This window comes from Bacillus sp. 7_6_55CFAA_CT2 (assembly GCF_000238655.1).
GTDB classification, from domain to species: domain Bacteria; phylum Bacillota; class Bacilli; order Bacillales; family Bacillaceae_G; genus Bacillus_A; species Bacillus_A cereus.
This window is the reverse complement of record NZ_JH414713.1, coordinates 22,504-35,716: the sequence shown is the minus strand read 5'-3', so window position 1 is coordinate 35,716 and position 13,213 is coordinate 22,504. Positions and strand designations below refer to the sequence as shown.

Genomic DNA, 13,213 nt, shown 5'->3' with positions numbered 1-13,213 from the left:
ACCCGATTCGTGTAGTCCATCAAAAGTAAATATTCATTTCAATGGTTTTTTTATTTGACTCCAAAATTTATCCCGCTATTTGCGGGCAGTAAATGCCCGATTGGTGAGGGCTAATAATCAATGGTGGATGAACCTCCTACTGATTAAAGTTTCACTTTATTTCTATCCATTCTTCCATAAAAATTTACATATAACGAATAATAACTATCTATTATTTCATGAGATGAAAAAAAACCTCTATGTTTAGATTTATCATTATTCCCACCTTTTTGCAACTATCATACCATAGTTGCTATACAAACATTTTTCCACTTTTGACAGTTAATCAAACGTTTGTTTAAACGATTTTGTCTCATTTAAACAAACGTTTGATTAACCTAGAAAAACACCCATGTACGGGTGTTTTTCTGCTTAATCTTTAAAAGTCACTACTATTATCGCTTATTAATCTCTTCAAGTAAGATTTTGTTAACAAGTGGTGGATTTGCTTGTCCTTTTGTAGCTTTCATAATTTGACCAACTAAGAAGCCAATTGCACGGTCTTTACCGTTTTTAAAGTCTTCGATAGATTGCTCATTATTATCAAGAATTTCTGTTACAACTTTACGAAGTGTACCCTCATCAGAAATTTGAACAAGACCTTTCGCTTTAACGATTTCTTCTGGGTCTCCACCTTTTTCAATTAATTCGTTAAATACTTTCTTCGCGATTTTAGAAGAAATTGTACCTTTTTCAATTAATTGAACCATTTTAGATAAACCAGCAGGCGTTAATGCAACGTCTTTTAATTCTTTTTGTTGTTTGTTTAAGTATGCAAGTACTTCACCCATTAACCAGTTCGATGTTAATTTCGCATCAGCACCGTCTGCAACAGTTGCTTCAAAGAAATCAGACATTTCTTTCGTTAATGTTAACACGTGTGCATCATAAGCTGGTAAGCCTAATTCTGCAACGTAGCGAGCTTTACGTGCATCTGGAAGTTCTGGAATAGAAGCTCGAACTGCTTCTTTCCACTCATCATCAATGTAAAGTTCAACTAAGTCTGGCTCCGGGAAGTAACGGTAATCGTCAGATCCTTCTTTCACACGCATTAAGATTGTTTTCTTTGTTGCTTCATCATAACGACGTGTTTCTTGTTGGATGATGCCACCAGATAACAGTTCTTTTTCTTGGCGCACTTGCTCATGCTCAAGACCTTTTTGTACGTAAGTGAATGAGTTTAAGTTTTTCAGTTCCGCTTTTGTACCGAACTTCTCTTGTCCAACTGGACGAAGAGAAATGTTCGCATCACAACGTAATGAACCTTCTTCCATCTTACAATCAGATACACCAGTGTATTGAATGATTGATTTTAACTTCTCTAAGTATGCATATGCTTCTTCTGGCGTACGCATATCTGGCTCAGATACGATCTCGATTAAAGGCATACCTTGACGGTTGTAGTCTACTAATGAACCATCAGCTGTATGCGTTGATTTACCAGCATCTTCTTCTAAATGAAGACGTGTAATACCGATACGTTTCTTTTTACCGTCTACTTCGATTTCAATCCAACCATTTTCACCAATTGGCTTATCAAATTGAGAGATTTGGTAAGCTTTCGGGTTATCTGGATAGAAATAGTTTTTACGGTCAAACTTTGTTTCCGTTGCGATTTCACAGTTTAATGCCATTGCAGCTTTCATTGCAAAGTTAACTGCTTCTTTATTTAAAGTAGGAAGTACCCCTGGGTATCCTAAGTCAATTACACTTGTTTGTGTATTTGGCTCCGCTCCGAATTCTGTTGGACTCGCAGAGAAAATTTTCGAATTTGTTTTTAACTCAACGTGAACCTCTAAACCAATAATTGTTTCTAAATTCATCTATGCTCGCCTCCTTACAGACTTGCTTTTTTTGTATGATAGTCTGTTGCTTGCTCAAACGCATGTGCAACGCGGTAAATTGTCGCTTCATCGAAGTGTTTACCAATGATTTGTAGACCAAGTGGCATGTTGTTAGCACCGAATCCACATGGAACAGAAATCGCTGGAACACCCGCTAAGTTTACTGGGATTGTTAAAATGTCATTTGCATACATTGTCATTGGATCATCAACTTTTTCGCCCACTTTAAATGCCGGAGTTGGCGTTGTTGGTCCAATAATAACATCATAGTTAGCAAATACATTTTCAAAGTCGTTTTTAATTAATGTACGTACTTGTTGTGCTTTCTTGTAATATGCATCATAGTAACCAGAGCTAAGCGCAAATGTACCAAGCATAATACGACGTTTAACTTCATCACCGAAACCTTCACTACGTGTGTTTTTGTAAAGATCTAATAAGTTATTGACATTATCAGAACGAACACCGTAACGCACGCCATCAAAGCGTGAAAGGTTCGCAGATGCTTCAGAAGAAGATAGTAAGTAATACGTTGCTAGAGCGTATTTAGAGTGTGGAAGCGATACTTCCTCCCAAGTTGCGCCCATACCTTCTAATACTTTTAAAGCAGCTAGTACTGACTCACGAGCTTCTTCGCCAACACCTTCGCCTAAGTATTCTTTCGGTACAGCAATGCGTAAACCTTTAACATCGCCTGTTAAACCAGCTAAATAGTTTCCAACTTCAACGTTTGCAGAAGTTGCATCCATGCGGTCAATACCTGAAATAGCTTGTAATAAGTATGCATTGTCTTCTACTGTACGTGTAATCGGTCCGATTTGGTCAAGTGAAGATGCGAATGCTACTAATCCGTAACGAGATACGCGTCCATAAGTTGGTTTTAAACCTACAACACCGCAATATGCAGCTGGCTGACGGATAGAACCACCCGTATCAGAACCTAGAGAGAATAGTACTTCTCCTGCTGCTACAGCTGCTGCAGAACCACCACTAGATCCGCCCGGAACGTAATCTAAGTTCCATGGGTTTTTCGTAGCGTAGAATCCTGAGTTTTCATTTGAAGAACCCATTGCGAACTCGTCCATGTTTAATTTACCGATTGTAATTGTGTCAGCAGCTTTTAGCTTTTGCACAACTGTCGCATCATAAATTGGATCGAAGTTTGCTAACATTTTGCTCGCACAAGTTGTACGAAGACCGTTAGTTACAATGTTATCTTTTACACCAATTGGCATACCGAATAATAAACCATTATCTTCAGCGCCAATTTTTGCATCTAATTCTTTCGCTTTTGCGCGTGCATTTTCTTCATCTAATGTAAGAAAAGCTTTTACGTTATCTTCAACATCCGCAATACGTTTGTAAGATTCTTCTACTAAATCCGTAACGGAAATTTCTTTGCTGTTTAACTTCTTATGTAACTCTGATACTGAATGATCAAATAATGACATCGAAATTCCCCTCCTCTATTCTAATACTGCTGGAACACGGATTTGATTATCTTTGTGATCCGGTGCATTTTTTAATACTTCTTCAACTGGTAAACCTTTTTCTGGTACATCTTCACGCATAACATTTTTCATAGTTAATACATGAGTTGTTGGTTTTACATCTGTTGTATCTAATTCATTTAACTGTTCTGCAAATGTAACAATTGCATCTAGTTGTTTTTGAAATTTTTCTGCTTCTTGATCAGTAATTGCAAGACGTGCTAAATGTGCTACGTGCTTTACATTCTCAACGGAAATTCTTGACACGGCTAGGCCACCTCCATAATATATCGTTCAATCTACAATACTATTGATGATACCAAATTTTCAGTACTTCAAGCAAGTCAACACAGAGTACTTACGCCATTTTTACATAAAAAAAGAAAGGCAAATGCCTTTCTTTACAATTTACTCTTTATCTAACGGTTTATTTTTCGGAAATCTCTCGTTATCTTCTTCATTATCACGAATTGTTTTTTGTAATACAAAACAAGACATCGTTAAAAATAATGTTCCAATTAAATAGTATCCTTTTACACTAAGCGTTTCATCTAACGTATAAATCCCAATTAGCATACCTGAAAGCGCACAAACAAATGAAGTCCATGCTAAAAACGTGAACGCTTGCGTATTACGTCTTCTCATCGTTCTCCCCCTCGTTAGCTGTATACCCATTATAGATAAGTATATTTACCATGATGGATTTTTATGTAAATTCTAGTTTTATATTTATAAATCTATCATAAAAGAATACTATTTTAAAGAAAGTTTTCTGCCTAATCTGAAAAAACATTTAAAATCATTGACAATTATTTCTATTCTACATAAAATAAAAATAAATATTACGAACCTCGAAATATACGGGAGTGGAATTAATTGTTGCAATATGAACATTTTTTAGACTTACTGCTAGATAACGCCAAGAAACTTTTCTATCCTGAAGAATGGGTAAGCCTAGATTTAACACTTTCTAAAACAGAAGTATTTTGTTTACTTTGGATGGAACGAAATACCGATATTACAATGACGAAAATTGCTGATCTTCTTGATATACCGATGAGTACAACAACGGGCGTTGTAAATCGCCTTGTAAAAAAGGGATTTATTGAACGCTACCGTGATGAAAATGACCGACGTATTGTATTAATTCGGTTAACAGAAAACGGCGTAATGCTCGTTCAAGAAGTAAAACAAAATGCGGCCCATTACTTTAGCTTAGTAACAGAAGCATTATCAGAAGAAGAAAAAGCATTCTTACTACAAATCTTCCAAAAAATCATGAATCACATCGCTACGTCACAGCAGAAAACAGAAGAAAAAGTTTCTACACCTAAAATGAAAAACATTCCGATTGAATAAAACCCTATCTGGGTTTTTATTCAACTATTTACTTCGACACTCGTAATATTCGACATTCGAAACAAAGGGGATATGAATGATGAGAATTATCTTGTATACAGGTAAAGGCGGCGTAGGAAAAACTAGCATTTCAGCAGCAACAGCAATTCAAAGTGCGAAACAAGGATTAAAAACATTAGTAATGAGCACAGATCCTGCTCATAGTTTAGGAGATTCATTTGGTATAAAGCTATCTTCTGAACCACTAGAAATTCGTGAAAATTTGTGGGCACAAGAAATTAATACAATTTATGAAATGGAAAAAGGCTGGGGAAAATTACAGAAATATATTACACTACTCTTCACTTCCAAAGCAGCTGATGATATTACAACAGAAGAGTTAACGATGTTTCCTGGTATGGAAGATTTAATTAGCCTACTTCGCGTACTCGATTATTATAAACAAAACACATATGATGTTATTATCATTGATTGTGCTCCAACAGGAGAAACATTAGCAATGTTAAGCTTTCCAGACATGCTCGGCTGGTGGATGGAAAAATTATTTCCTATTAAAAGAAAAGTTTTAAAAGTCGTTCGTCCTGTAGCTCAACCACTCCTTGGTGTTCCTCTTCCAACCGACGATATTATGGACGAATTAACAAGTACACTTGAAAAGCTCGGAGAAATGAGAGATATTTTATCAAATCGAGAAGTAACAAGTATCCGCATCGTTGTAAATCCTGAAAAAATGGTCATTAAGGAAGCCCAGCGCAGCTTTACTTATTTGAATTTATACGATTATAACGTAGATGCCATTATGATTAACCGCGTCATCCCTAACACTGTCACCGATCCTTATTTTCAGGCATGGAAAGATACACAGAAGAAATATAAAACATTAATTCAAGATAGTTTTCAACCCCTTCCTATTTACGAAGCTCCAATGTTTGAACAAGAAGTTGTTGGTTTGTCTATGTTAGAACGTGTAGGAGATTCTTTATTTAAAACTGATCATTCCCCTACAGAAGTAAAATTTAACGGGCGCACTCAATATGTAAAAAAGGATGGCGATGAGTATATTTTCGTTCTGTCCATTCCCTTCTCAAACAAAAGTGAACTTTCCTTAAATCAAAAAGGTGATGAACTTATTATTCGAGCGGGTTCTGTTAAACGGAACATCACGTTACCAAAAACATTAACACACCTTTCTATTCAAGGAGCAAAATTTGAAGAAGATATACTAAATATTCGGTTTGGAGGTGTAGTACATGCATGAGGAATTACTACGAAGGGTAATTCGTACAAAAGTAAAAGTCGGGATGCATATATTAGAAGAGCTACCTAATCCAATCCAACAATCAGCTAAGCAAATATTAAATATTTTACAAGAGGAACTAGCTGCTTATCTGAAAGAACGAGAGCATCATGAAGTTAATTTAAAAAATATCATAATTGAATAACCATCTCTGTATAGAGGGCCTTTTTTAGGCTTTCTATACTTTATTGGAGTGATGTAAATTGATGAAAAAACATTCCACTACTATATTCTGGATCATTCCCTTATTATTTTTCATTCATAACCTTGAAGAAGCTTTCCAAATGCCACAATACCTTGCTAATCAATTTTCAATCCGTCTTATAACTAGCCAACAATTTTTCATCGCCATTTCCGTATTAACAATCTTTGTATTACTTATCGTCTTTCTATATCAACTTAACTTCTTGTCTTCTATATGCTGGATTATTTTTATACAAGGGGCCATCTTCTTCAACTCTGTTCAACATATTATTTTGTTTTTCATTTATCGCTCTTATAACCCCGGCGTAATATCAGCATTTTTCATTACTCTCTTTTCTATTTTCTTTTTTTATCAAAAAAACACTTAATTCATCCAAAGCAATTCGTAATTACACTCCTTTTCAGCTTATTTTCTTATCCCATTATAATTTGGATCACCTTACTGTTCGCTAGCTACTTTCATTCATAAAAAAAGACCAGGAAAATTCCTGGTCTATCACTCTACTTAACAAACATTGGATTCTATGTTATACAAAATTGGAAGGTACAGAGTTAGGGTTTGTTTGTTAAGTTTATATGTTGAACGAACTAACAGCGGAGGGGTTCCTTCTGTTAGTCCATTAAACCCAATGATTATTTTACGATTTTTTCAAGCTCATCAAGTGAAAGATCTACTGAAATGGAACCATCATTTGTTTCTTTCTTAATTGCATCTGTTACTTCTTTTGAATGATATAGTTCAATTACTTTTTTCAATGTTGGATCATCTTTATCTTTCGTACGAGCTGCAAAAATATTAATATATGGCTTCGCATTTTCATTCTTTGGATCTTCTAAGAAAATAGGATCCTTCGCTGGATCTAATCCAGCTTGACCAGCAACACCGTTATTAATAACTGATGCTGCAACATCTTTTAACACACGAGGTGTTTGCTGTGCGATAACCGGTGTAATTTTTAATTTCTTCGGATTTTCAGCAATACCACTTGGATCTCCAAATAGACCAAAGTCTTTTTTAAGCTTTAATAATCCAGCTGCATCAAGAAGTTTTAATGCACGTGCTTGGTTCGTTGGATCGTTTGGAATTGCAATTTCTGAACCATCTGGGATTTCATTTGCTTTCTTATATTTTTCAGAGTATAAACCCATTGGCGCAATTTGCGTTGTACCAACAGCTGTAATATCTAACTTATGCTCTTTTTTAAATTGCTCTAAGAAAGCAATATGCTGGAATGAGTTTAATTCAATATCTCCATCAGCTAACGCTTTATTTGGCGTTGTGTAATCAGAGAACTCCACCAGTTTAATCTTAATCCCTTCTTTTTCAGCTTTTTTCTTCAAAATTTCCCAAGCGTCTCCATCCGTTCCAGTTACACCGACGCGAACTACTTTTTCTTTCGCTCCTGCACCCGTGTCTCCACTTGAGCAGCCGCTTAATGCTGAGACTCCTACAATCACTGATAATGCAAATGCTAAAATTTTCTTCATTTTCTTTTCCTCTCTTCCTTTTTATGATCTGCGTAACAAGACTTTCGCAAAGTAGTTTCCTAAATTTTGAGCTATCTGTACGAGAATGATAAGTAACACGACCGTTACGAACATAACTGATGTATCAAAACGTTGATAACCATATGTCATTGCCAAGTCACCAAGACCTCCACCACCGACAAGCCCAGCAACTGCAGAAAATTCGATTAAACCAACTGTCATAAATGTGACACCTAAGATTAATGGTGCTAACGCTTCTGGTACAAGGATTTCAAAAACAATTCTAATTGGCGAGGCGCCCATTGCTTGCGCTGCTTCAATTACTCCTTTCGGAACGGAAACAAGGTTTGTTTCAACCATTCTAGCAATACCAATTGATGCGACTAACGTCATCGGGAAAATTGCCGCTGCTGTTCCAATCGTCGTTCCGATAACACTTCTTGTTAGTGGACTCAAGGCTACTAAAAAGATAATGAATGGTACCGGACGAATTGTATTAATTATGATGTTAAGAATAGAAAAGACCCATTTATTTTCTAAAAAGTTTCCTTTTCTCGTTACATATAAAAGTAAACCTAGAGGTATACCCAGAATTGTAGCGAATATAAGGGTTACAATTACCATTAAGAGGGTATCCCCCGTCGCATCTAGTATGCGCGGCCAAAATATACTCCAATCAACTCGCATGAGCTTCTACCTCCTTCAGCTGCACTTGCAGTCTTAGATGTTGTAATGCTTTTTGAATTTCCCTCTGCTCACCTTGCAACTCTACAAGAAGATTTCCAAATAGCACATTTTGAAGTTCAATAATATTTCCGTACAGTACATTTACATCGACGTTATAGTTTTTTGCGATATATGATAGTACCGGCTGTCCTGTCTCCTCACCAGTAAATGTTAGACGATAAATTTGACCACCATTTTGAATTTTCGCTAGAACACTTTCCGGTAAATGATCATTAATGACAGAACGTACAAAGTTTTGAGTCGTCTTTGTTTTTGGTTGCGTAAAAACATCAAACAGTTTTCCTTCTTCAATAACTTTCCCCTTCTCCATTACAGCTACACGGTGACAAATTTCTTTCACAACATGCATTTCATGTGTAATAAGAAGAATTGTTAAATTGTATTCTCGATTTACTTTCTTTAATAAGTTTAGAATTTCTGTCGTTGTTTCTGGATCTAAGGCTGATGTTGCCTCATCACATATAAGAATATCTGGCGATGTCGCAAGTGCTCTAGCAATGCCCACACGCTGCTTTTGCCCACCTGATAGCTGCTCTGGATAATAGTTTGCTTTATCTTCTAACCCTACAAACTTCAGCAGTTCATTTACTCTTTCTTTTATCTCATTCTTTGGTACTTTCGCTAACTTTAATGGATAAGCAATATTTCCAAATACTGTTCTTGAATTAAATAAATTAAAACTTTGAAAAATCATTCCGATTCTTTGTCTTAGTTTACGCAATTCTTTCGTCGATAATGATGTAATATCTTTATCATCTATTGAAATCGTTCCTGCCGTCGGTCTCTCTAACATATTTACTAGGCGTAATAACGTACTCTTTCCAGCGCCACTAAAACCGATAATGCCAAAAATTTCGCCTTTCTCAACTGATAATGTTACATCCTCCACCGCATGAACAGATTGGCCAGCTGATTCATACACTTTACTTACATTGGTAAAAGAAATCATTTTTTTCCCTCCTATATGCTGTAAAAACTTGAAGCAGAGCTTTCGAGGTAAAATAAAAAGTGCCCTCCTTCTTATCAACCATAAAGATAAGAAGGAGAGCACTTATATGTACTCGTTCACATCTTCTCATCTTCCAAGCCTTTATATGGCTTGCTGGAGTTAGCACGGTATTAAAAAACCCGTTGCTGAGGTATCGTAGGGCCAGTCCCTCCACCTCTCTGGATAAGAATGTATCGATTTAATTGTCGTTTAATTAATTCTCATTATAGAACTCAGAATAATAAGAGTCAATACATTTTTTAGAAAAATATTAATTATTCCTTTATTAAAATTTTCAGATGAATATTCATCTGAAAAATAGTAACTTTCAAGGTTATTTAAAATTCTTCTTCCTCATATTTTTAAACAGGAGAATCCTCTCTACGAATTGAATAAATTTATTTGAATATGAAACTCGGAGGAAGATAAATATATGAAAACAGCTCTTTTACTCGTCGATATTCAAAACGATTATTTTCCAAATGGAAAGATGGAATTGCGTAATCCAGTAGAAGCAAGCGAATATGCTAATCAGTTATTACAACACTTTAGAACAAACAGCGAACCTATTTTTCATATCCAACACGTAGCTATAAAAGAGGACGCTACTTTTTTCCTACCTAATACAGAAGGTGTACATATTCATGAAAGCGTACGTCCACTTAGAGAAGAAACAGTTATAGTCAAACATTATCCAAATAGCTTCCGAGAAACTAATCTTCTAGAGCAATTAAAACGTTTAAATATTGAACATGTCGTTGTATGCGGGATGATGACTCATATGTGTATCGATGCAACAGTAAGGGCTACATTCGATTTTGGCTTTCAATGTACCGTTATACATGACGCTTGTGCTACAAAAGACCTTTCTTTTAAGAGCGCTACTATACCAGCTGTTTATATTCACAATACAATTTTAGCTAGTTTAAATGGCGTATATGCAAATGTAATAAACACGCAAGAATTTTTAGCTACATAAAAAAACACTCCTTTCAGTGAGCAAAACTGAAAGGAGTGTTCCTTGTCGAACCATAGATTTTCTTTCAAATTGTATTATACAGGAAATTCTCAAAATGAATACTAAAAAATATGACTAATAAGTCAACTTTTCTCATCATTTTATTTCTGTTCACATGTTTATCACGCTATTAATAGGTTTTAGCTCATTCTCTTCGAACGACGGTAATATATGGGGGTTCAATTTTAAAAGGAGCTCTTCACATTCTGTGAAGAGCTCCTCTACTATTTCTTATAAAGTTTCAGAAGTAGTTTTTGCTTGCATGTGAAGTGCTAAGTAATCAGGTCCACCAGCTTTAGAGTCTGTACCAGACATGTTAAAGCCACCGAATGGTTGGTAACCTACGATTGCACCAGTACATCCACGGTTGAAGTATAAGTTACCAACGTGGAAGTCTTCGCGTGCTTTTTCAATATGGTCACGGTTGTTAGTAATAACAGCACCTGTTAAACCGTATTCCGTATTGTTTGCAATTGCAAGTGCATGATCGAAGTCTTTCGCTTTACAGAATGCTACTACTGGTCCGAAGATTTCTTCTTTCATTAAGCGAGCATCTTCTGCAACGTCAGCAACGATTGTTGGTTGGATGAACCAGCCTTTAGAATCGTCTCCTTCGCCACCTGCTAAGATTCTACCTTCTTCTTTACCAATTGCAACATAGCTCATTACTTTATCAAATGCAGCTTGGTCATTAACAGGACCCATGTTTGTACCTAATACCGCTGGGTTAGCAACTGTTAATTCTTTTGTTAATTCAACAGCACGATTTAATACGTGATCGTATACATCTTCATGGATTACTGCACGAGAACATGCAGAACATTTTTGTCCTGAGAATCCGAATGCTGATGCAACGATAGACTTAGCTGCTAATTCAAGATCTGCTTCTTTATCAACAACGATTGTATCTTTACCGCCCATTTCAGCGATAACACGTTTTAACCAAATTTGTCCTGGGTTTACTTTCGCTGCACGCTCGTAGATACGGATACCTACATCACGAGATCCCGTGAAGCTTATGAAACGTGTACGAGGATGATCTACTAAGTAGTCACCAACTTCAGAACCGTTACCTGGAACGAAGTTTACTACGCCAGCTGGTAAGCCAGCTTCTTCTAATACTTCCATAAATTTCGCTGCTACTACAGGAGTTGTACTAGCTGGTTTTAGTAATACTGTGTTACCAGAAACTAAAGCAGCTGTTGTCATACCTGCCATAATTGCGAATGGGAAGTTCCAAGGAGAAATGATAACACCTACTCCTAATGGAATGTAAGAGAAACGATTATATTCAATTGGACGGCTTTCTACTGGAATACCGTCTTTTAATTTTAACATTTGACGACCATAATATTCCATAAAGTCGATTGCTTCTGCTGTATCAGCATCTGCCTCATTCCATGGCTTACCTGCTTCTTTTACAAGAATAGCAGAGAATTCATGTTTTCTGCGACGAACGATTGCTGCAGCACGGAATAAAATGTCTGCACGCATTTCTGGCTTTGATTTTCTCCAAGTTTGGAATGTTTCATCCGCTACTTGCATTGCTTTTTCAGCTAACTCACGGCTTGCTTTTGAAACACGACCAACAAGTTCCTCTTTATTTGCAGGGTTTACAGAAACAATTTTGTCTTCTGTAGTGATTTTTTCTCCCCCGATAATTAATGGATAGTCTTGTCCAAGATAAGATTCTACTTTCTTTAAACCTTCTTCAAACGCTAATTTGTTAGCCTCCACTGAAAAATCTGTAAATGGCTCATGTTTGTATGCTACTACCATTTTTTTAGCCTCCCCTTAGAAAAACGTTTACATTTTACAACATTATTCTACACGATAATTTAGATTTATTCAAATATTCCTAGACTTATATTTTAAAAATTAATAAATTTTTAAAATATAATAAAAAAAGAGATTCATACATGCGTATGAATCTACAAAATATGAGTATATTCCAAAACATTTTTCCCGATCAATAATATAGTAACCAACAAAAATAAAGTCCTTACATATCCAACACCTTTTTGAACCGCAAACTTCGATCCAAAATAAGCACCTAAGATCATTGATAATCCCATGATAATACCGTATTCAAAATGAATTATGTCTAAGAATAAAAAAGTAATTAAAGATACAATATTACTAACAAAGTTCAAAAGTTTTCCAGATGCTGCCGCTTGAATAAAATCCAAGCCAATTAATAAAAATGCAAAAATTAAAAACGACCCTGTCCCTGGTCCAAAAAACCATCATAAAATCCTATCATTAAAATAGCAAAGAAAAATATTAATGTTTTTCTTTGCGTCATCTTCTTATAGGTAGACACACTTCCCCAATTCTTTTTTGCAATAATATAAATAGCAATAAATACCAACATTACAAGTACTAATGGGCGTAAAATATCCGATGGAATAAATTTTACTACTAAAGCACCTGCAACAGCTCCAACAATAGTTAACGGGATTAACTTTCCTACAATTTTAAAATCAACTTTTCCTGATCGAATGAAATACATCGCACTCGTAAACGTCCCCATTGTTGCCGCTAATTTATTCGTTGCAATTGCCGAAGCTGGCGATAGGCCAACAAACATAAGTGCAGGAAGCGAAATTAACCCTCCTCCTCCAACAACGGAATCAATAAAAGCTGCTAAAAAACCGAATGCAATTAATAAAATAATGACTTGAAAACTTAATTCTTCCATGAGCTTTACCCCTTACCCCTATTTTTTACAACATTTTA

Annotated in this window: 11 protein-coding genes, 3 pseudogenes and 1 riboswitch; of the genes and pseudogenes, 5 read left to right on the top strand and 9 right to left on the bottom strand. The window is 35.8% G+C overall.

Going from position 1 to position 13,213, the window contains the following annotated elements:
• Window positions 1-434 precede the first annotated feature (434 nt).
• From gatB to HMPREF1014_RS24815, 4 genes are all read right to left on the bottom strand, one after another.
• A complete protein-coding gene (gatB, locus tag HMPREF1014_RS24830; protein WP_001047685.1) occupies window positions 435-1,862 on the bottom strand; it encodes an Asp-tRNA(Asn)/Glu-tRNA(Gln) amidotransferase subunit GatB in 1,428 nt (475 codons plus the stop codon).
• A gap of 14 nt (window positions 1,863-1,876) precedes the next feature.
• Complete coding sequence (gatA, locus tag HMPREF1014_RS24825) at window positions 1,877-3,334, bottom strand: Asp-tRNA(Asn)/Glu-tRNA(Gln) amidotransferase subunit GatA (protein ID WP_000051455.1); 1,458 nt, start codon at window positions 3,332-3,334, stop codon at window positions 1,877-1,879.
• A gap of 15 nt (window positions 3,335-3,349) precedes the next feature.
• Window positions 3,350-3,640: an Asp-tRNA(Asn)/Glu-tRNA(Gln) amidotransferase subunit GatC gene (gene gatC, locus HMPREF1014_RS24820; protein WP_000086999.1), complete on the bottom strand. Its 291-nt coding sequence runs from the start codon at window positions 3,638-3,640 to the stop codon at window positions 3,350-3,352.
• Window positions 3,641-3,781: 141 nt separating this feature from the next.
• Window positions 3,782-4,018 (bottom strand): YiaA/YiaB family inner membrane protein, encoded by a 237-nt coding sequence (locus tag HMPREF1014_RS24815; protein ID WP_001254393.1) that lies wholly within the window; start codon window positions 4,016-4,018, stop codon window positions 3,782-3,784.
• Between the two features lie 231 nt (window positions 4,019-4,249).
• On the opposite strand from HMPREF1014_RS24815, the gene HMPREF1014_RS24810 reads away from it, so the two are divergent.
• The 4 genes and pseudogenes from HMPREF1014_RS24810 (at window position 4,250) to HMPREF1014_RS24795 (ending at window position 6,702) form a co-directional block, all read left to right on the top strand.
• On the top strand, window positions 4,250-4,732 hold the full coding sequence (locus tag HMPREF1014_RS24810) for a MarR family winged helix-turn-helix transcriptional regulator (RefSeq protein WP_000942463.1): 483 nt from the start codon (window positions 4,250-4,252) through the stop codon (window positions 4,730-4,732).
• 76 nt (window positions 4,733-4,808) lie between these two features.
• A complete protein-coding gene (locus HMPREF1014_RS24805) occupies window positions 4,809-5,990 on the top strand; it encodes an ArsA family ATPase (protein ID WP_001985980.1) in 1,182 nt (393 codons plus the stop codon).
• A complete protein-coding gene (locus HMPREF1014_RS24800) occupies window positions 5,983-6,174 on the top strand; it encodes a DUF3926 domain-containing protein (RefSeq protein WP_000544105.1) in 192 nt (63 codons plus the stop codon). Before HMPREF1014_RS24805 ends, HMPREF1014_RS24800 begins: the two co-directional genes overlap by 8 nt.
• A gap of 61 nt (window positions 6,175-6,235) precedes the next feature.
• Window positions 6,236-6,702, top strand: a pseudogene (locus HMPREF1014_RS24795) (HXXEE domain-containing protein).
• A 164-nt stretch (window positions 6,703-6,866) separates the two neighbouring features.
• Here the strand turns inward: HMPREF1014_RS24795 and HMPREF1014_RS24790 are convergent.
• From HMPREF1014_RS24790 to HMPREF1014_RS24780, 3 genes are read right to left on the bottom strand one after another with little or no spacing between them, the layout of a single operon-like run.
• Window positions 6,867-7,721, bottom strand: a complete 855-nt coding sequence (locus tag HMPREF1014_RS24790; protein WP_000721612.1) for a MetQ/NlpA family ABC transporter substrate-binding protein — start codon at window positions 7,719-7,721, stop codon at window positions 6,867-6,869.
• Window positions 7,722-7,742: 21 nt separating this feature from the next.
• Window positions 7,743-8,408: a methionine ABC transporter permease gene (locus HMPREF1014_RS24785; protein WP_001261865.1), complete on the bottom strand. Its 666-nt coding sequence runs from the start codon at window positions 8,406-8,408 to the stop codon at window positions 7,743-7,745.
• Entirely contained in the window at window positions 8,398-9,417 is a 1,020-nt protein-coding gene (locus HMPREF1014_RS24780; RefSeq protein ID WP_000623013.1) for a methionine ABC transporter ATP-binding protein, read from the bottom strand. The genes HMPREF1014_RS24785 and HMPREF1014_RS24780 overlap by 11 nt, the downstream gene beginning before the upstream one ends.
• A 123-nt stretch (window positions 9,418-9,540) precedes the next feature.
• A riboswitch (SAM riboswitch) is annotated at window positions 9,541-9,646 on the bottom strand.
• A gap of 243 nt (window positions 9,647-9,889) precedes the next feature.
• On the opposite strand from HMPREF1014_RS24780, the pseudogene HMPREF1014_RS24775 reads away from it, so the two are divergent.
• Window positions 9,890-10,455, top strand: a pseudogene (locus HMPREF1014_RS24775) (cysteine hydrolase family protein).
• A 250-nt stretch (window positions 10,456-10,705) separates the two neighbouring features.
• On the opposite strand, the gene pruA reads toward HMPREF1014_RS24775, so the two are convergent.
• Entirely contained in the window at window positions 10,706-12,253 is a 1,548-nt protein-coding gene (gene pruA / locus HMPREF1014_RS24770) for an L-glutamate gamma-semialdehyde dehydrogenase (RefSeq protein WP_000259551.1), read from the bottom strand.
• Window positions 12,254-12,405: 152 nt separating this feature from the next.
• Window positions 12,406-13,175: pseudogene (locus tag HMPREF1014_RS24765) on the bottom strand (TSUP family transporter).
• Window positions 13,176-13,213 lie beyond the last annotated feature (38 nt).

Excerpts from the sequence above, each read along its gene's own strand:
- gatB (WP_001047685.1), bottom strand. The coding sequence starts at position 1,862 with ATGAATTTAGAAACAATTATTGGTTTAGAGGTTCACGTTGAGTTAAAA.
- HMPREF1014_RS24785 (WP_001261865.1), bottom strand. The coding sequence starts at position 8,408 with ATGCGAGTTGATTGGAGTATATTTTGGCCGCGCATACTAGATGCGACG.
- HMPREF1014_RS24815 (WP_001254393.1), bottom strand. The coding sequence starts at position 4,018 with ATGAGAAGACGTAATACGCAAGCGTTCACGTTTTTAGCATGGACTTCA.
- pruA (WP_000259551.1), bottom strand. The coding sequence starts at position 12,253 with ATGGTAGTAGCATACAAACATGAGCCATTTACAGATTTTTCAGTGGAG.
- HMPREF1014_RS24790 (WP_000721612.1), bottom strand. The coding sequence starts at position 7,721 with ATGAAGAAAATTTTAGCATTTGCATTATCAGTGATTGTAGGAGTCTCA.
- gatA (WP_000051455.1), bottom strand. The coding sequence starts at position 3,334 with ATGTCATTATTTGATCATTCAGTATCAGAGTTACATAAGAAGTTAAAC.
- HMPREF1014_RS24805 (WP_001985980.1), top strand. The coding sequence starts at position 4,809 with ATGATGAGAATTATCTTGTATACAGGTAAAGGCGGCGTAGGAAAAACT.
- HMPREF1014_RS24780 (WP_000623013.1), bottom strand. The coding sequence starts at position 9,417 with ATGATTTCTTTTACCAATGTAAGTAAAGTGTATGAATCAGCTGGCCAA.
- HMPREF1014_RS24800 (WP_000544105.1), top strand. The coding sequence starts at position 5,983 with ATGCATGAGGAATTACTACGAAGGGTAATTCGTACAAAAGTAAAAGTC.